Raw genomic sequence first — 18,581 nt, forward strand, 5'->3', positions numbered from 1 at the left:
CGCTCAACCTCCGGCGGGAGGGTCGTCCCGGCTTCGATCGGCCGCGGGGCGGTCCGCGGCGCGGGTGAGAACGGCCTGGCGCTCGAAGCGCAGGTCCAGACGATCGCCGGGCGAGGGGTCGAGATGGTCCCAGGCAACGGCGGCCACGCGCAGTTGCTCGGCCGTACCCTGCGGGCCCAACCAGACCTCGATGGCGTCGTTCGTGCGCAGTGCGATGCCGTCCCGCGGCCCCAGGGCGATGCTCGCGAGTCCGGCGTCGAAGGGCCAGCCGCCCTCGCGCACGGCGGACAGGAGACGACCGAGGCGCTGACGCGCGGCGTCGCGCACGACACCGTTCGCGCCGACCAATCCCTCGACCCGCGGCATTCCGTGAACGATCACCGACGAAGGGAGTGGCGCCACCCGGCCTTCGGCATCCACACCCCATCGCGCCCCGTCGACATCGGTCCAGGCCACGGGCGAGGACTCCTCGACGCGCAGCGTGATGCCGGCCGGCAGACGGCGCACGACGTCGACCACGCGGACCCAGGCCAGGGCTTCCGCGTCGGCTCGCACGTCCTCGGCACCCGGATCGATCCATCGGCGGCCCTCGAGCTCGGCGGCGACGGCTTCGACGGCGTCCCGGTCCGCGATGGCCACACCAGTCACGTCGACCTCGAGCACCCGCTGATTCCACAGACCCAGGCCGAAGACGACGATCGACGTCACGAGGGCCAGACGTGCGAGCCGCACCGTCCACCCGTCACGACGTCGGTGCTCGCGGCGCGCGCGCAACGGCGCACCATCGGTGCCGACGAGCTTCGTGCGCGGCTTCGCCCGCGCGTTGCGAAGACGATTGCGGTGCATCAGTCGATCCACGCGGTGAACACGGGTCATGCGTCCGTTCCTTCCGCTCGGTCCCGGCGCAGTCGCTGCAGGAGCGGGTCGGCGAGGCGTGCAATGTCCCCGGCTCCCTGCGTGAGCCACAGATCCCCGGGGCGCGCTTCCTCGCACGCCCAGTCACATGCGTCGTCCACGCCGACCAGGGAGCGTGTGCGCACGCCGTGATCGTCGCGCAGGCGCGAGGTGATGAGGTCGCTGTCCACACCGACGATCGGTGTTTCGCTCGCAGGGTAGATCGGCAGCAGTCCCACGACGTCGGCCTGGGCGAGCACGTCGGCGAACTCGGCGTGGTGATCACGCGTGCGCGTGAAGCGATGCGGTTGGAACACCACGACGAGACGCCGGTCGGGGAAGTTGGAACGCAGGGCGCGAAGGGTGACCGAGAGTTCGGTGGGATGGTGCCCGTAGTCGTCGACGACCAGGACGTCGTCGACCTCGCCCTTCATCTCGAGCCGACGTCCCACGCCGCGGAATCCTTCGAGGGCTCCGGCGATGCGATCGAAGTCCAGGCCCAGCTCCAGGCCGCAGGCCACGGCGCCCGCGGCGTTGAGTGCATTGTGCGCACCGAAGAGAGGTAACCGGCAGCTACCCATCTCCACTTCCTGGTGCCACAGGCGGATGGTCGTGCCCAGCGCGTCGGTGCCGGCCACCTGGACACGGACGTCGACGCCCTCGGCCGTCCCGTAGGTGATCGCCGGCCAACGGACCCGCGGCAAGAGGCGTGCGAGCTCGGGGTCGTCGGCACACGCGATGACCTTGCCGTAGAAGGGCACGCGATCCATGAAATCCACGAAGGCCTGACGGATCGCGTCCATGTCCTTGTAGTGGTCGAGGTGTTCGCGATCGACGTTGGTCACCACGGCGATCGTGGGTGACAGGCGCAGGAAGGTGCCGTCGCTCTCGTCGGCCTCGGCGACCAGGTAGTCTCCCTTGCCCAACGTGGCCGTACTCGCCAGCGCGAGCAGTCGGCCACCCACGATGACCGTGGGGTCGAGTCCGCCGCCGTGCAGCACCGTGGCCACCAGACTCGAAGTGGTGGTCTTGCCGTGCGAGCCGGCCACGGCCACCCCGTGCTTCAAACGCATGAGTTCGGCCAGCATCTCGGCGCGACGGATCACGGGAATGCCGCGCTCACGTGCGGCGACGAGTTCCGGGTTGTTGCGAGGCACGGCCGAGCTGAAGACGACGACCTCGGCATCGCCCAGGTTCGCGGCGTCGTGACCCAGGTGCACCTCGGCCCCGAGGGTCTGCAATCGTTCCACGTTCGCCGATCGTGTGATGTCACTGCCCGACACGGAGAAGCCGAGTTGCAACAGGACCTCGGCGATCCCACTCATCCCCACGCCGCCGATCGCCACGAAATGGATCCGCTCGACCAGGCGAAAGGGTCCGACCGCCGTCGTGTCGTCCTGTTGTCCACGTGCCTCCCAGTTCATCGACCCCTCTTCCCTTCGATCCGCGTGAGTGCGTCGCGCGCAATGGTCTCGGCTCCGTCGGTCTCGCCACCCCAATGACGGGCCGCGGCGGCCATCGTGGCCAACGTGTCGGCATCCTCGCCGAGAGCGACGACTTCGTCGACCAGTCGTTCTCCGTCGAACTCCGCATCGTCCACCCAACGCGCCGCACCCGCCTCGGCCAGCACCTCGGCGTTGCGTCGCTGGTGGTCGTCGGTCGCGTGGGGAAAGGGAACGAGAAGCGACGGACGACCGACGGCGGCCAGCTCGGCCAGCGTGAGTGCCCCCGCCCGGCACACCACCAGATCGGCGATCCGGTACGCCGCCGCCATGTCGTCGATGTACGAGAGCACCCGCGCCCGTAGGGCGTCGTCCTGAGCGCGGTTGACGACAGCGCGGGTGCTCTCGAGATCCTGCTCACCCGTCTGGAGCAGGACCTGCCATGCGGTTTCGTCGCGCAGACGCGGCCATCCCTCGGCCACGGCGCGGTTCAGCGTGGCCGCTCCCCGACTGCCGCCGAAGACGAGCAGCGTGGGGCGGTCCGGGCGTAGATCGAAGCGGGCGTAGTCGGACTCGCTCGGGGCGACACCATGGCTCTCGCGCACAGAGGCCCGCACGGGATTCGGGGCGTCGGAGATCTCCCGCGCCGCACTCAGTGGGGCGCGCGCCGGGGCGAAGGCGACATAGGCGCGCTCGGCGAAACGGGCCAGGATCCGGTTGGTGGAACCCGGAGCCGAGTTCTGTTCCTGCAGCCAGAGCGGCACGCCGAGCAACGCGGCCACGACGGCCGGCGCGGCGCTCGCGTAGCCGCCGGTGGCGATCACCAGATCGGGACGCCACCGCATCACCAGGGCCAACGAGAGCGCCGACGCCACGCCGAAGGCCACCGCGAATCGCAGGGCTCCGGCCAGGCCCAGGCCACGCAGCCCTGCCGCGGGATATCGGTGCAGGCGGAAACCGTGTTCGGGGACCAACCGCCCCTCGATCCCCCGACGACCACCGACGAAACGGATCGAGGTCCGGGGTGCGAGCCGTTGCAGGGCCTCCGCGATCGCGACCGCGGGGTACACGTGCCCGCCGGTGCCACCCCCCACCATGAGAACACGTACACTCATGCGCGCGCCCCCTGCCACCGGGCGTCCACGCGGCGGGGACGCCGCACCGAACGAGCAACGTTCAGCAGTACGCCCACGCCGATCATGTTCGTGAGCAACGCCGTTCCGCCCCAGCTGACGAAGGGAAGCGGTAGACCCATGACCGGCACGAGACTGCTGACCATCGCAAGGTTCAGGAACGCGTAGACACCGATCATCGTCGACACGGCAACGGCCGTGAGATAGGCGTGTCCGTCCCGCGCGGCATGCGCGACCTTCAGCCCGCGCGCGACCAGGAATCCGAACGCGAGGACCACCAGCACCACGCCCACGAACCCGAACTGCTCGCCCGCAATGGCGAACACGAAGTCCGTGTCGGACTCGGGCACGAAGGCGAAACGCGTGATGCCCTCACCGGCGCGCACGCCGAACAGTCCACCGTTGCCCATACCCATGACCGCGTGGAAGGACTGGAAGTCGGCGTCGAGCGCGGTCTGTTCGCGCAGGAAGACGTTCCGCCACGCCTCGGCGCGGGTGATCAGCTTCGGGTAGTGCGTGAACGCGAGCCACGCCGCCCCCACGATCGCCGTTGCGCCCGCCGTCACCCAGCGCAGTGGCATTCCGCCGACCCAGAGGATCGTGGCGACGATCAGACACAGGGCCAGCGCGCTGCCGAAGTTCGGTTGGGCGGCGATGAGTCCTCCGACCACCAACGGCATCGCCACGATCGGCGCCCACGAACGCAGGGGGCCCCGCAGACGACCCGGATCGCGATCGATCCAGGACGGAAGGGCCAGCACCAGGAAGATCTTGGCGAACTCGGCGGGCTGGAAGGGCACACCGGCTATGTCGAGCCAGCGATCGATGCCGGCGTTGCCGAAGGCGAAGGCCCCGAACTCGACCATCAGGAGGGCGGCGACCGAGAGGACGACCCCCACCTCGGCGTACCGCGCCACCAGCCGGTAGTCGATCTGCGACACGAACAGGCAGGCGACCAGCGCCACACCGATGCGCACCAGATGCGCGGGCAGAGCACCCACGGATCCCGGATCGGCGGTCCCGGGATCGTACGCACTCGCGCCGTGGACGAGCACCGCGCCGAGCACCAGCAGCGACGCCACCAACACGACGATCCGACGGTCGAACTCGGCCAGCCACGAACTCACGACGCACCTCCCACGTGCGTGCGGACCCACTCCTGGAAGACCTCACCGCGCTCGGCGAAGCTGCCGAATTCGTCGAAGCTCGCGCAGGCCGGACTCAGGAGAACCGTGTCGCCGACCTCGGCCAGTTGGCAGGCCCGGGAGAGGGCGGTCCGCATGTCCGCACACGTGATGCACCGAACCCGGTCACCGATCGCCTCGGCCACCACCTGACCTTCCTCGCCGAAGCACACCGCGACCCGGAGTCGATCGGAATGATCGGCCAGGGGTGTGTAGTCCTCGCCCTTGCCGCGTCCGCCGAAGAGCGCGACCACTCGACCGCTCAGCCCGCGCAGAGTGGCGGTCGCCGCGTGCACGTTCGTGGCCTTGCTGTCGTCGATCCAGGTGCGTCCGTCATCGGTGTCCACGGTCACCGCACGGTGGGGAAGACCCCGGAAACCTGCGACCGCCTCGGCGATCCCGCCGGGATCGAGATCGAGATCGTGGACCATCGCGACCGCCGCGAGGACGTTCATCTGGTTGTGGCCTCCGACCAGCGGGATGGTGTCGAGCGCGAGCACGCGCTCGGGCCCTGCTTCCGAGCGACGCACGATCCAGCCGTCTTCGATCCATGTCACCGTGTTCTCGGCGCGATCCCGGGCGAATCCGGCGCGCCGGGCCGGCGTGTCCTCGGCCCACTGGTTCATGGGCGCCTGGTCCACCGGATACACGTAGGCAGTGGAGGGCGTGGACGCACGGAGGATGTTGCGCTTGGCCTCACCGTAGGCCTCGAAGGACGGGTAGCGATCGAGATGATCGGGAGCCAGGTTCAGCACCGCGGCCACGGCCGGCGCGAAGTGTTCCACCCGCTCGAGTTGGAAGCTACTGCACTCGATCACGAGCAGGCCGTTCTCGTCGACCTCTTCCACGTGATCGCTCACGGCGGTGCCGATGTTGCCCACGAGGACCGCATCGTGTCCGGCCTGCCGAAGGATCGCGTGGACGAGACTCACGGTGGTGCTCTTGCCGTTGGTGCCGGTCACGGCCAGGATCCGGCCGCGGGCACGGCGCGAGGCGAGTTCGAGTTCTCCGATCACCGAGGTGCCGCGCTGCTCGGCGGCGCGCACCAGCGGATGCTCGGACGGCACGCCGGGACTGACGACGAGCGCGTCGAGGACGGAGACCGTGCCGCGCACGTCGTCGCGCGCGGCACGGAACTCCACCCCCCACTCGGCCAGTTCGGCCACCACGTCACCGGGGAGATCCGCGGGCGAACGGTCGTCGAAGGCGATCGCCTGCGCACCGTGGCGCTCGAGCAGCGCCACCGCGCCGCGTCCGGAGCGTCCCAGACCGAGCACACCGACCACGGTGTCCGTCCAGGCTTCGTGCGCGGGCAGGACCTTCGACGTCACCGTCGCTCCTAGCGGATCTTGAGGGTGCTGATCGTCAACAGCGCCAACATGGCGCCGACGATCCAGAATCGGATGACGACCTTGGTCTCGCTCCACCCCAGCAGCTCGAAGTGGTGATGGAGCGGAGCCATCTTGAACACGCGCTTGCCACGCATCTTGTAGCTGACGACCTGGATGAAGGTGCTCGCAGCCTCGGCCACGAAGACACCGCCGACGATCACCAGCAGCAGTTCGTGCTTGGTCAACAGTGCCAGCGAGGCCAGAGCGCCACCGAGTGCCATCGATCCCGTGTCGCCCATGAAGACCTGGGCCGGATGACTGTTGTACCAGAGGAAGCCGAGGCAGGCGCCGACCGTGGCCGTTGCGAACACGGCCAGTTCGCCGACCCCGGGGATGAACGGAATCCGCAGGTAGTCCGCGAAGACGGCGTTGCCGGTCACGTAACCCAGGCCGGCGTAGGCGATGAAGCAGAACAGACACAAACCCACCGCCAGACCGTCGAGGCCGTCGGCCAGGTTCACCGCATTCGTCGTTCCCGAGAACACGAGCACCGCCAGAGGCAGGTACAGCCATCCCCAGTCCAGCGTGATCTCGGCCAGGAAGGGCACGGTGGTCTTCGTGGCCATCGGACCGAACTCGGGCTGGCGCATGATCCAGTAGCCCACGACCAGACCGAAGAGTGCCTGGAAGAGCAACTTCCAGCGCCCACTCAACCCCGACTTGTGCCGGCGCAGCTTGAAGTAGTCGTCGAGGAAGCCGAGCAGGCCCATGTACAGGGTCGCGGCCAGCGCCATGATCACCGGCTGACTCCGCAGATCACCCCACAACAGCACGGGGATCACGATCGCGGCCACGATGAGCAGACCGCCCATGGTGGGCGTGCCCGCCTTCGACCGGTGATGCTCGGGGCCCTCTTCGCGGATGCTCTCGCCGATCTGCTTCTCGCGCAGCATCCGAATGGTCCAGTTGCCGAAGAAGAAGCAGATGAGCAGGGCCGTGAGCGTGGCGTAGGCGCTGCGGAACGTGATGTACCGGAACACATTGAAGGGACTCCACAGGTCCACGAGCTGCTCGACGAACACGTGGAACATCAGTCGTCCCCCTTCGTGGGACCGGCGACGCGTTCGACGAATGCGTCGAGGATCCGCTCGAGTGCTCCACTGCGACTACCCTTGAACAGAACGGCATCGCCTTCATCGGTCGCTGCGTCCAACCAGGCGGCGATCTCCGCGGGCTCCTGACGATCGAAGCGGACGATGCGCGCGTCCTCCGCGCCAACGGCGGCGGCGGCGTAGGAGTCCCCGATCACCACGACTCGGTCGAGCCCCGACTCCAGAGCGACGCCCAGGACCTCGCGGTGCATGGGCACCGCGTCGGGACCGAGTTCGGCCATCTCGCCCAGTACGACGACACGCCGCACGGCCCGGGTGGCGGCGAGGCTTCCCAGGGCCTCGCGCACGCTGGCGGGATTCGCGTTGTAGCTGTCGTCGATCAGGGTCCTCCCGGCCGCCTGGAGTCGGCGGCTCCGATGCGGCGACAGCGATGCTGCGGCAAGACGCTCGAGTGCGTCCTCACGACGAACACCGAGGGCCTCGGCCATGGCCATGGCTGCTGCTGCGTTGTCGGCGTTCACCGTCCCGAACACCGGCAGCACTCCCTCGACCCCTCCGATGCGTACGGCGATGCCGTCGTCGACACTCTCGGCCCGCTCCACGCGGAGGTCCGCCGTCGGATCCGCCCCGAAGGAGATCACGTTCTGGGCGCCACTACGGGCGCGCAACGATTCGAAACGCGGATCGTCGCGGTTCAACACCGCGACTCCGTTCGAGGGCAGCGCCTCGATCAGCTGACCCTTGGTCCGTGCGACCTCGTCGACACTACCGAAGAATTCCAGGTGCGCCGGCGCGACGTTCGTGATGCACCCCATCCACGGCGATGCGATCTGCGCCAGACGACCGATCTCATCGGGACCCGACGCCCCCATCTCGAGCACGAGCACGTCCTCGTCGCCCGAGAAACCCAGGATCGCCGCGGGCATGCCCCAGCGACTGTTGAGATTGCCGGGGCTGGCGGCGGCAACTCGATCACCCGCGAGCGCAGCTGCGAGGAAGTCCTTGGTCGTGGTCTTGCCGTTGCTCCCGGTGATGCCCACGACCACGGGGTCGTGCGCGCGCAACCACTGCGTCGCCGCGGTGGCCAGGGCGATCCTGGCGTCGGGCACCTCGACCACCACGCCGTTCACCTCGTCGTGGAACGGTGCCCGGCCTTCGACCAACGCCACCGGCACGCCGGCCACGAAGGCGTCGCGGAGGAAGCGGACGCCGTGCGTCGACTCGCCCTGCACCGCGCAGAACATGGTGTCGGTGTCGCAGAGGCGGTGGTCGTAGGCGGCGCGCGCGAGGACGCGCGCGGGCGGTTCGATACGGGCTCCGGCCGCATCGCGCACGACGACGTCGATCCCGGCGTCGCGCCACCAGGCGACCAGCTCGCGCAGGTCGAAACTCATCGCGCGTCTCCGATCTCGCGCCACACGTCCCGGAGGACCACGCGATCGTCCCAGGGGATCTTCTCGGTGCCGACGATCTGGTAGGTCTCGTGCCCCTTGCCGCAGATCAGGACGGTGTCCGCCGGCCCGGCTTCGCGCAGCACCTCGGCGACGGCGTCGGCGCGGTCGTCGATGCGCCGCGCCCGCTCCGGCGCCGCGGCGAACCCCGGCTCGGCGTCGGCGAAGATCCGCGCGGGATCCTCGGTCCGCGGGTTGTCCAGCGTGAGGACGACCCGGTCGGCGCGCTCGACCGCGATCGACGCCATGGCCGGGCGTTTGGCGCGGTCGCGGTCACCACCGCACCCGAAGACCACGAACAGCCTCCCGTCGACGATCGAGCGCACCGTGTCCAGTGCGCTCCGCATGCCCTCCGGCGTGTGGGCGTAGTCGATCAGCACCTGGGGACCGCCCTCGAGCTCCACGGGCTCCAACCGCCCGGGCACGGGGCGGAGCGCGGGGAAGGACGCGGCCAGATCGGCGGGTGCGATCCCGAGCGCGGTCCCGATCCCGGCCACGACCAGCAGGTTCGCCGCGTTGTAATCACCGAGCAGAACGCTGCTCAGACGATGTTCGACACCATCGAGTTCCACGTCGAGGGTGATTCCCTCGGCGTCGCAGCGGATCGAGCGTGCACGGACTCGGCAATCGTTGCCGGTCCCGACACGGATGGCGTCGGAGGGCCATTCGCGAACACCCAGGAACGGATCATCGGCGTACACGACCGCATGCCCGGCCGGCTTCTCGCGCCCGGGCTGATCGAGATGGGCGAGCAGGCGACGCTTCGCCGCGAAGTAGGACTCGAGGTCGCCGTGGTAGTCGAGGTGTTCGTGCGAGAGGTTCGTGAACGCCGCCACGTCGACCTCGATTCCCGCCAGACGGCGCTGGTCGAGGGCATGGCTGCTGGCCTCCATCGACACCGCTTGGCCACCGTGGTCGCGGATGGTCGCGAGCAACGGCAGCAGTTCCTCGGGCGCGGGTGTGGTCAGGGGCGCGGCGTACTCGCGGTCGAGTACGTCGTAGCGGATCGTCCCGATCAGGCCACAGCGACGCCCCGTTTGATCGAGGAGATCCCTCACGAGATGACTGACCGTGGTCTTCCCGTTCGTCCCGGTGACCGCGACCACGGTCAACGCGCGGTCCGGATGACCGGAGCGACGACGGACCATGTGACCGAGTGCGGCACGGGAGTCCTCGACGACCACCCGGGTCACTTCTTCGCCGAGTTCGAGTCCGATCGCACCGGCCGTGTCGACCACGACCGCGCTCGCGCCCGCCTCGACGGCGCCGGAGAGGAAGGCGTGGCCGTCGACCTGCGATCCTCGTACGGCCACGAAGGCACTTCCCGGCCCGACGCGACGGCTGTCGGACGTGACGTCGTGGATCGCCACGTCGGGATCGCCGATGATCCGGTGATCGAATCCCTCGATCAGATCGCGCAGACGATCGGTCATCGTCCCTCCCGACCGAAGGCGACCTGGATCCGCGCGCCCGGACGCATGGGCGTGCCCGGGGGTGGAATCTGCGCCACGACCGATCCCTGTTCGGGAAGACTCCCCAGGGACTCTCCCCAGGAGGCACGCACGGCCAGTTCGCGGATCTCGGCCACACTGCGACCGACGAGGTGCGGTGCCTGGATCATGGCAGCGGGAGTCACGGTCTCGCGAACGCCCTCGTCGAGCAGCCTCGTGCTCGCCGCGACCTCGCGCACGATCGACGCGAAGACCGGCGCCGCCACACCACCCCCGGTCGCCGTCCGACCGGGCGCGCGATGGAACACCACGACCATCACCAGTCGCGGATCGCGCGCGGGAGCGAGGCCGATGAAGGTCGGATTGTAGATCCCGTCGATGTAGCCGCCGCCCCGTTCGGCGACCTGCGCGGTCCCCGTCTTGCCCCCGACCTCGAGGCCGGCAACTCGTGCCCGGCTGCCGGTTCCGTAGTCGGTGGCCACGACGTCGGTCGTCATGGCGCGGAGACGTGAGGTGACCTCGGCACCCACGACGCCCCGCCGGCGCACGACGGGCGGGAGGGACTCGACCGTCCCGTCGGTGCGTTCGATCGTGCTCACGAAGCGCGGCCGTCTCAGGTTCCCGTCACCCAGAACGGCAGCGGCTCCGGCCCCGAGCTGGAGCAGGCTGACCGCGACCTCCTGGCCGATCGCCAGCGTACTCTTCGTACGCTTCGACCAGCGCGGGTCGTCGGGGCTGCGCAGGATTCCGGCGGTCTCGCCGGGGAAGCCCACGCCGGGATATTCGCCGAAGCCGAAGGCCCGGAAGTCGTCGTGGATCTCGGTCCGCTCGAGGAGCTCGAGCGCGGCGGTGGCGAAGACGATGTTGCTGCTGCGCGCGAAGGCATGACGGAGGGACACGCGTCCCACCGGGTGCACGTCGCGGATCGTGTAGCCGCCGGGGAACTCCTTCTTGCTGCGATACTGGTCCGGATGCTCGCGCATGCCGTCGAAGACCGTCGACGTGTCGCAGACACCGCGCCGCAGCAACGACGCGGCCGTGAAGAGCTTGAACACGCTTCCGGGCTCGAAGACGTCGGTGGCCGGCATCACGCGCCAGCGACTCATCTCCGGATCGTCCGGAAGGGGTTCGGGATCCGCGGGCGTCTGCGCCAGGGCGATCACGTCCCCCGTCGAGGGATCGAGTACCATGGCCTGCGCCCGGTGCGCTCCGGCCTCGAGCCGCGCGCTCTCCAGTTCACGCTCCACGATCGCCTGCACGTGCAGGTCGACCGTGAGACGCAGATCGGCACCGTCGACGGGCGGCTCCAGGACACGACGGTCCCGCACGATGCGTGCGGCGTCGCGGCGCTCGAGCACCCTTCCCGGCTCACCCGACAGAACGTCGTCGAACACGGCCTCGAGTCCCGTGACACCGTCGCCGCTCTCGCGCACCAGACCGAGGAGCGAAACGGCCACGTCCCCGTGCGGGTACACCCGCCGTGCTCGACGTTCGAAGGAGACCGGCGCGACCTCGAGCAGTTCCTTGCGTGTGGCAGCGTCGATGCGGAATTCACCGAGCACGACATGGCGCACGTCGCGCCGCAAGCGGCGATCGATCTCTTCCACCGTGCATCCGAGCAGTGCCGCCAGTCGTGCGACGTCTCCCTCGCGACGCCAGCGGGTGGGTCGGGACACGCCCACCACCGTCCACTCCTCGGTCGCGGCCAGCACCCGCCCCGACCGGTCGAGCAGGCGCCCACGGCGTGCCGGCTCGTCGACGACATCGGTCGAGCGCACCTGCGCCCGCGCACGCCAGTGATCGGAACGGACGACCTGGATCCATGCGAAGCGCCCGAGCAACGCGACGAAGGCGAGCGCGAACACGGTCGCGACGACGGCGAAGCGCCCGGTCGAGTAGCGTCGACTCATCGCTCACGCTCCGCGGCCAGCGAGGCCCGCACGCGTCCGAAGCGGTCCATGGTGTCGGCCAGACGCTCGACGAACCCCGAACCGGCCTCCTCCACGGGGGCGGGCAGTGCGACGAAGGAGCGCCGCGCGGGATCCGAGTCCACCAGTCCCAGTTCGCGACGCGCGCGCTCGGCGACCACCTCGTACGACCGGGCGTGCAACGCTCGCGTCTCGGCCGCGTCGCGCAGGACACGTTCGCGCTCCACGTGTTGCTCGAGTTCGACCGCCTGCTGCCGCAGACCGACCAGGCGCTGGGTCTGCAGGGTGGACCAGACGAGGACGACCAGCACGACGAGCAGCGTGATCGAGGTGAACGAGCCCAGGAAGCTCCGGGCACGACGTGCGAAACGGCCCCGTGTTCCCGACGTGATCGATTTCATCGCCGCTCCCCCGCCCGCAGGCGCGCCGAACGCGCGCGCGGATTGCGGCGCAACTCCTCGTCGCCCGGCAACACGGGCTTGCGCGTGAGTTCCACCATGGTCGGTTCCTCGGTCTGCGGCTCGGGCAGATGCCGGCTCCCCCGCGGCACACGACCGCTGGTCCGACGCAGCATCTGCTTCACACGACGGTCCTCGAGACTGTGATAGCTGATCGCGACGAAACGACCGGCAGGCCTCAAGCGCTCGGGGACGCAGGCCAGCACCGTCTCGAGTTGGGTCAGCTCGTCGTTCACGGCGATCCGCAGGGCCTGGAAGACGCGCGCCAGTTCGGGCTCGGGCCGGCGACCCCGCGGCAGCGTCGAGCGCACCAGGTCGGCCAGTTGCGTCGTCGTCCGCAGCTCACCGGCCCGGGCACGATCGACCATCCGCCGGGCGAGGCGGCGCGCCCCGCGGACCTCGCCGTACTCGCGCAACCACCTCTCCACCGTATCGGCATCGGCCGCCTCGACGCGTTGCCAGGCCGGGTCGCCGCCCTCGGGACCGAAGCGCAGGTCCAGAGGGCCTTCGAGGCGGAAGGCGAATCCCCGCTGCGGATCGTCGAGCTGGTCGCTGGAGAGTCCGAGATCCATCAACACACCGTCCACACGGTCGTGTCCGAGTTCGTCGAGAGTACGGGCGAACGAGCCGAAATCACGTGGCACGGCCACGTAGCGGTCGCCGTGGGCCTCGTCGAGCCCACGGGTGCGTTCGATGGCGACGGGGTCACGGTCGAATCCGATCACGGTGGCTCCGGCCTCCAGCAGGGCGCGGGCGTGCCCCGCTCCGCCCAGTGTGAGATCGGCAACCACGCGGCCGCGAGCCGGAGAGAGGAACTCGAGGACCTCCTCGAGCATCACCGGCACGTGCCGCGTCGGACCCACGATCAGTGCACGAGGTCGCTGTGCGCTTCGAGCCGGCCCCGCGCCACCGACGGTGGACTCTCGGCCACGCGCGACACGGCGGCGCGTGCGGTCTCCACGTCGGCGAGAGCGGGGATCCGGTGTTCATGACCGCACGCGAGCACCAACAGGTTGGCGAGGTAGGGACCGAGGGCGACCCAGATCGCCACGACCCCCCGCTGTCGCCAGCGCTGCTCGTACCCGGCCAGATCGTGCGCCACGTCCAACGGAATGTGCTGGAGCTGCGTCGCGTCGAGCCCGAGGAAGTGGGTGTGTCGGGAGGAGAGCCCCCGCAGGACGCGACGATCGAGCTCGCGCAGCGTGCGTCCGCTCAATCGACCCGTCAGGCGCGCGTGGATCCAGTTGGGCGCCTGCCGCGTGAGCAGGAATCCGCCCCAGCGCTCGTGGGTCCACGACGACGTGGTCGCCGTCGCGAGAGCGCCTTCTTTCGAGTCCACGGCCGTCTGTCGGTGGGTCACCTGGTGCATCGTCGACGTTCCCTCGTGCCGATGGTTCCCTCGTGACGGTGACCGCGAGCCGGTTGCCGATCCCGGTCCGCGGATGACCCCACGCGGCTACCCTCCGTGGCCACCGCGCGGGATCACCGTCGAGTATTGCCGGGGGCCGCGAACCCGCACCCCGCGCGGACGTTGTCCGCGACCCCCGGCTCCCCTGAAACGATCCCCCTTCGTTCGACGCAGCGTCTCGGCTCAGCCGTACAGCGCGTCGTCGATCGAAGAATCCTCCTGCGCCGCCTCGCTCTCGAGACGGAAGAACGTGTCGGGATCCCATAGCTCCATGAGCTGTCGCGTGCCGACCACGAGCACCTCACCGGTCAGGGAGGCGGACTCGAGCAGCGGTTGCGGCACCGTCAAACGCCCCTTCGGATCCAAGCCGGCGATCTCGACCGAGCTGTACTGCTGACGGGCCTGCCACTGCCGGTCGGCCCCCGAGACCTGGCGCTGGCTCCGCTGCTGCTCCACCACGCGGTCCCAGGTCTCGTAGGGGATCACCTGCACGAAGCCCTGCTGCCCCTTCCGCAGGACCAGCAGCGAATCGTCGCGCGGCTCGTCCCCGTTGGCGGCGACTCCCAGCGCCCGACGGTAGACGGACGGCAGCGTCAGACGCCCCTTGGCGTCGAGCTTGAGGCGGAAACGGCCGTAGAAGTGGCCGACCCCGTCCTGCCTGCTCGCCGACTCGCGGTCCATCGACTCCCTCGATCTACGCCAAGAAGCGTCTTATTATGGAGTTATGGATGAAATCCCTTTATTGCCCCTTTTGGCCCTTTTCGGCCCACACGCAGTCTCCCCGAGCCCACTGCTGCTGTCAACCCCTTGTTCGGGCGACCATCACAAAATCCGGAGAACGGCTCGAACGGCCCGGAACGACGACGCCCGCCGGGGTTCGGCCGGCGGGCGCGGATCGGGTGGGACACGGTGGGAGGGCCCTCGCGGGCGGGCGCGGATCCGGTGGCGGGCGACTCACCGGTCCTCGACGGCGTACAGCGTGTAGATCACGGGCCGTCCGCGGCTCAGCCCCAGGTTCGCGACCTGCCGCGAGAGCAACGCGCGCATCCGGACGTCGCCGATCTCCGTGCCCTCGAGAACGGCGGCCTCGTAGGCCCGGTCGACCAGGTAGTCCGGACGCTCGAAGTCCAGGAAGAGGCCCTCGTGCAGAATGGTCGAGTCGTCGACCCGATCGCGAAGGGCATTGATCTCGGGATGGATCAGACCGCCGAGGTCGATCACGCGGCGTTCGGAACGGTGTCCCACCAGGCCGATGTCGTAGATCGCCACCGTGGCCTCCGGCGGTGTCCTGGTCCGGAGGTGCTCCGCGATGTCGCCCAGCCCCTCTTCCAGGGTCGCGCCGAAGGCGCTCGCGCTGGGTGCGATCCAGCTCACCGTGAGACCGTACGCCAACAGGGCCTGCAGCGAGAAGGCGTGGACCCAGACTCGACGGCGTGAGTCGAGGGAGACCACGAGCACGGCGAGGACGATCACGGCCGGAAGCACGACCTCGAGATATCGGCTGACGACCTGGACGTCGCGCAGGAGGTAGACCACCGGAAGAGCGACCGTCCATTGCCACCACATCGGTGCGGCCCAGAAGCTGGTGTCGGGTCGCCAGGCACGTCGTGGCCGGCGTACCAGACCGACGATCCAGACGACGGCGGGGATCGCTGCCCCCACCGCGAAGACCTGCCCCAGAACCAGGAGGTTGGACGCGAACCTGCCGGGCTGCAGTCCCAGTGGGGTGCTCTTGGCCCGCATGGTCTCGGGGAGAACGTGCCCGTAGACCGGCAGGGCGTAGACCGCCCAGGCCACGAACGGGAGCACCGCGAGCAGATACACGTCGCCCCGCGTACGCGCGCGGGGCGTCCGCAGGACGTGGACACCGAACAGTGCCAACAGCAGGAGTCCCTCGGGCCGCACGAGCGGCAGGACACCGAGCGCGAGTGCGGCCCGCCGCCAGGCGACCGCGTCGACGGGTCGCAACGTGGCGTCCAGGGCGAGCGCCACCAGGAGTGCCGCCAGTGGAGTCTCCATCCCGGACGAGGACCAACGCACCAACCACGGCTCGGTGGCGACCACCGCGGTGACGGCCCACGTCACGAGCGGCCGCTCCGCCAGCAGTCGCGACGCGATGCGAACCAGGACGAAGACCGTCGCCGCTCCGCAGAGGATCCCGAGCCAGCGCAACCACTCGACACTCTCGAGACCGGCCACGACCCCGAGTGCTCCGAGTCCCGCCCACAACGGACTGGTGGCCGCGTGCACGGGCTCGCCGGGGTTGAACGAGAGCTCTCCGAGACGGGCCAGGTTGTCGGCGAAGCGCGCGTAGATGTAGCTGTCGTCGGTGACGTAGTCGGCGTAGACGGGCGCTTGCACCAGGAACAGGAGCAACGCCACCCACGGCGCGTAGCGAGGATTCATCGCGACCTCCGTCGCCAGGGTCGACGGTCCTCGTCGAGGATCCAACGCCGGTCCCACCGCGCACCCAGCCGTTTCTTGTAACGCTCGATGCCGGCCCGTCCGATGCTGCTCCCCAGGTTGAGCCGCGACCGGCCGTGCCGGTGGCACCATCGCGCTTCCTCACGCACGAGAACGGTCGAGGGAAAGACGTCCTTGCGCCGCTCTGTGGTCCCGACCCAGGCGAAGAGCTCGTCGCCGAGATCGACACACACGTGCGCACCGATCAGACGATCATCGGCATCGCGGGTCACGAACACCATGGCCTGGTCGACGGTGTCGACGAGGGTGGTCAACAGTTCCAACGAGAGCGGCGGTGTCCCCCATTCGCGGCAACGCTCGACGTACAGAGGATGGAACTCGGCGAGCGCCCGCGCGTCGGCGTGCACCTCGGTGCGCAGGCCGCGTCGATCGCTCCGGTTGCACTCGTTGCGACGGTTCTTGGGAACAACGTCCATGAGGAAGCGATCGAACGATGCATGGGGGTCGACGTCGAGAACCGCGGCATCGAGAGCCTGCAGTCCGGACCAGTCGCCCCGAGGCGGTTCGCGTCGAGCCCAGACCAGTTCACGATGAACGACGCGGAGACGGTCGCGGTGCCCGAAGGCCTCTGCGAGCAGGGCCTCCGCCTGGGCGTCGTCGGGCCCGGCCATGGGTCCGCCGTACAATCCGCCCGGTCCGGCGACGAGGGTCAGGAGTCCACCGCGCGAGCGCACGGCACAGCCCAGACCCGCCCGGAGTCCACCGTCGGAGTCCCGTACCTCGTACCACCGCGGGCGCCAGCCGGCGGTCGTCACGCAGCGCAGCGCCCGGGGGTGCAACAACCCGTGGGCACGAGGATCACGCCCCGACAGCTCGTCCCACTCGGCGTCGTCGACGACGTCGACCACCGCGAGTGTGAGTCCGGCCACCACGATCAGCGACCGAGCGGCGAGTGGGCTTCGTGGTCCGGAAGCATCTCCGCCAAGCGACGTCGGATCGCGTCGCGGTCACAGGCCCCGGCCAGCGCGGCGAGTTCGGCGACACCGGCGGAGCCGTCGAAGTCGATCGGGCTCGGTGGACGCGCCACGAGGATCTGTTCGTGCGGACCGGCCTCCGTCGGGTCGGTCGCCGCCAGGTACTGCTCGTTCAGCTTTTCGCCCGGGCGAAGACCGACCTCGACGATCCGGACCCCGTCGTCGTCCCCCAGCCCCGCCAGGGCCACGAGATTCTGCGCGAGCTCGTGGATGTTGATGGCCTCGCCCATGTCCAGGACGAAGATCTCCCGCCCCTGTGCGCACGCCATGGCCTGGATCACGAGCATCGCCGCTTCCTTGATCGTCATGAAATAGCGTGTGGCGTCACGATGGGTCACGGTCAGGGGGCCGCCACGACGCAGTTGGCGCTGGAACAGGGGCACCACGCTCCCACGGCTGCCGAGCACGTTGCCGAAGCGGACCGCGACCGCGCGAAGCTCCTCGTCGGCGGCGTTCTGCACGAGCATCTCGGCCATGCGCTTCGTGGCACCCATCACGCTACGTGGTCGCACGGCCTTGTCGGTGCTGAGCATCACGAAACGGGACGCACCGACACGACGCGCGAACTCGAGGGTGTTCGCGGTGCCGACCACATTGACCATCACCGCTTCCTCGGGATACTGCTCCATGAGCGGCACGTGCTTGTGGGCGGCAGCGTGGACCACCACATGTGCCCGGAGCTCACCGGAGAGATGACGCATGCGCTCGGTGTCGCGCACGTCGGCGAGCACGACGTGGCCATCGGGATAGTCGAAGGCATCACGAAGCTCCTCTTCGATCTCGAAGAGGCTGTTCTCGCCGCGTCCCAGGAGATGGATCCGGTGCGGGCGGAACCCGGCCAGCAGGCGACAGATCTCGCTGCCGATCGAACCCCCGGCTCCTGTCACGAGGACCTCACGTCCCTCGACGGCCTCGCGGATGGGACCCTCGTGCAGATCGACGGTCTCGCGGCCCAGGAGATCCTCGGGTGCGACCTCGCGCACCTGCTCCCACTGCACGATACCCTTCACGATGTCGCGCACCCCGGGCACGATACGCACGGGGATCCGCGCCTTCTGCGCACGCGAGATCAGGCGCCGGATCACCGCCCCCTCGGCAGACGGGATCGAGAGGATGATCTCGTCCGCCCGTTGCGCCCGCGCGACATCCGCGATCGCCGAGGTGTCGCCCAGCACCGGCGCGCCCTCGATCGTGCGACCGTGCAGGGCGGGATCGTCGTCGAGGAAGCCACAGACCTCCCTGCCGTACTCCTGACGACCCTCGCGGAGCGCCCGCGTCACCATGCGCGCCGCGTCGCCGGCGCCCACCATCAGTACCCGCCGCATCATCGC

16 protein-coding genes are annotated in these 18,581 nt (G+C 69.3%); all 16 read right to left on the reverse strand.

From position 1 onward, the window contains the following. Positions 1–3: 3 nt before the first annotated feature. Positions 4–876 (reverse strand): FtsQ-type POTRA domain-containing protein, encoded by an 873-nt coding sequence (locus VKA86_06620; protein ID HKK70871.1) that lies wholly within the window; start codon positions 874–876, stop codon positions 4–6. Beyond that, entirely contained in the window at positions 873–2,318 is a 1,446-nt protein-coding gene (gene murC / locus VKA86_06625) for a UDP-N-acetylmuramate--L-alanine ligase (protein ID HKK70872.1), read from the reverse strand. The genes VKA86_06620 and murC overlap by 4 nt, the downstream gene beginning before the upstream one ends. After that, positions 2,315–3,451 carry an undecaprenyldiphospho-muramoylpentapeptide beta-N-acetylglucosaminyltransferase gene (gene murG, locus VKA86_06630; GenBank protein ID HKK70873.1) on the reverse strand — a complete coding sequence of 379 codons (1,137 nt, stop codon included), beginning with the start codon at positions 3,449–3,451 and terminating at the stop codon, positions 2,315–2,317. Before murG ends, murC begins: the two co-directional genes overlap by 4 nt. Then, positions 3,448–4,596 carry an FtsW/RodA/SpoVE family cell cycle protein gene (locus tag VKA86_06635; GenBank protein ID HKK70874.1) on the reverse strand — a complete coding sequence of 383 codons (1,149 nt, stop codon included), beginning with the start codon at positions 4,594–4,596 and terminating at the stop codon, positions 3,448–3,450. Before VKA86_06635 ends, murG begins: the two co-directional genes overlap by 4 nt. Then, positions 4,593–5,984 carry a UDP-N-acetylmuramoyl-L-alanine--D-glutamate ligase gene (murD, locus tag VKA86_06640; protein HKK70875.1) on the reverse strand — a complete coding sequence of 464 codons (1,392 nt, stop codon included), beginning with the start codon at positions 5,982–5,984 and terminating at the stop codon, positions 4,593–4,595. Before murD ends, VKA86_06635 begins: the two co-directional genes overlap by 4 nt. A gap of 8 nt (positions 5,985–5,992) precedes the next feature. Further along, on the reverse strand, positions 5,993–7,075 hold the full coding sequence (gene mraY / locus VKA86_06645) for a phospho-N-acetylmuramoyl-pentapeptide-transferase (GenBank protein HKK70876.1): 1,083 nt from the start codon (positions 7,073–7,075) through the stop codon (positions 5,993–5,995). Continuing rightward, positions 7,075–8,490 (reverse strand): UDP-N-acetylmuramoyl-tripeptide--D-alanyl-D-alanine ligase, encoded by a 1,416-nt coding sequence (gene murF / locus VKA86_06650; GenBank protein ID HKK70877.1) that lies wholly within the window; start codon positions 8,488–8,490, stop codon positions 7,075–7,077. Before murF ends, mraY begins: the two co-directional genes overlap by 1 nt. Beyond that, positions 8,487–9,980, reverse strand: a complete 1,494-nt coding sequence (locus VKA86_06655) for a UDP-N-acetylmuramoyl-L-alanyl-D-glutamate--2,6-diaminopimelate ligase (GenBank protein ID HKK70878.1) — start codon at positions 9,978–9,980, stop codon at positions 8,487–8,489. Before VKA86_06655 ends, murF begins: the two co-directional genes overlap by 4 nt. After that, positions 9,977–11,908 (reverse strand): penicillin-binding transpeptidase domain-containing protein, encoded by a 1,932-nt coding sequence (locus VKA86_06660; GenBank protein ID HKK70879.1) that lies wholly within the window; start codon positions 11,906–11,908, stop codon positions 9,977–9,979. The genes VKA86_06655 and VKA86_06660 overlap by 4 nt, the downstream gene beginning before the upstream one ends. Further along, the gene (locus VKA86_06665; protein HKK70880.1) at positions 11,905–12,327 is read right to left on the reverse strand and encodes a hypothetical protein; all 423 of its coding nucleotides are present in this window, start codon (positions 12,325–12,327) and stop codon (positions 11,905–11,907) included. The genes VKA86_06660 and VKA86_06665 overlap by 4 nt, the downstream gene beginning before the upstream one ends. Next, on the reverse strand, positions 12,324–13,247 hold the full coding sequence (gene rsmH, locus VKA86_06670; GenBank protein HKK70881.1) for a 16S rRNA (cytosine(1402)-N(4))-methyltransferase RsmH: 924 nt from the start codon (positions 13,245–13,247) through the stop codon (positions 12,324–12,326). The genes VKA86_06665 and rsmH overlap by 4 nt, the downstream gene beginning before the upstream one ends. Before the next feature lie 2 nt (positions 13,248–13,249). Beyond that, positions 13,250–13,744: a hypothetical protein gene (locus VKA86_06675; GenBank protein HKK70882.1), complete on the reverse strand. Its 495-nt coding sequence runs from the start codon at positions 13,742–13,744 to the stop codon at positions 13,250–13,252. Between the two features lie 231 nt (positions 13,745–13,975). Further along, complete coding sequence (locus VKA86_06680) at positions 13,976–14,473, reverse strand: hypothetical protein (GenBank protein ID HKK70883.1); 498 nt, start codon at positions 14,471–14,473, stop codon at positions 13,976–13,978. Positions 14,474–14,746: 273 nt separating this feature from the next. Beyond that, positions 14,747–16,198: a hypothetical protein gene (locus tag VKA86_06685; protein HKK70884.1), complete on the reverse strand. Its 1,452-nt coding sequence runs from the start codon at positions 16,196–16,198 to the stop codon at positions 14,747–14,749. Continuing rightward, complete coding sequence (locus tag VKA86_06690; protein HKK70885.1) at positions 16,195–17,145, reverse strand: GNAT family N-acetyltransferase; 951 nt, start codon at positions 17,143–17,145, stop codon at positions 16,195–16,197. Before VKA86_06690 ends, VKA86_06685 begins: the two co-directional genes overlap by 4 nt. Before the next feature lie 5 nt (positions 17,146–17,150). Beyond that, positions 17,151–18,581: polysaccharide biosynthesis protein (locus VKA86_06695; GenBank protein ID HKK70886.1), on the reverse strand; the 1,431-nt coding region annotated here is incomplete at its 5' end.

Source organism: Candidatus Krumholzibacteriia bacterium (assembly GCA_035268685.1).
In the GTDB taxonomy this organism is placed as follows: Bacteria; Krumholzibacteriota; Krumholzibacteriia; order JAJRXK01; family JAJRXK01; genus JAJRXK01.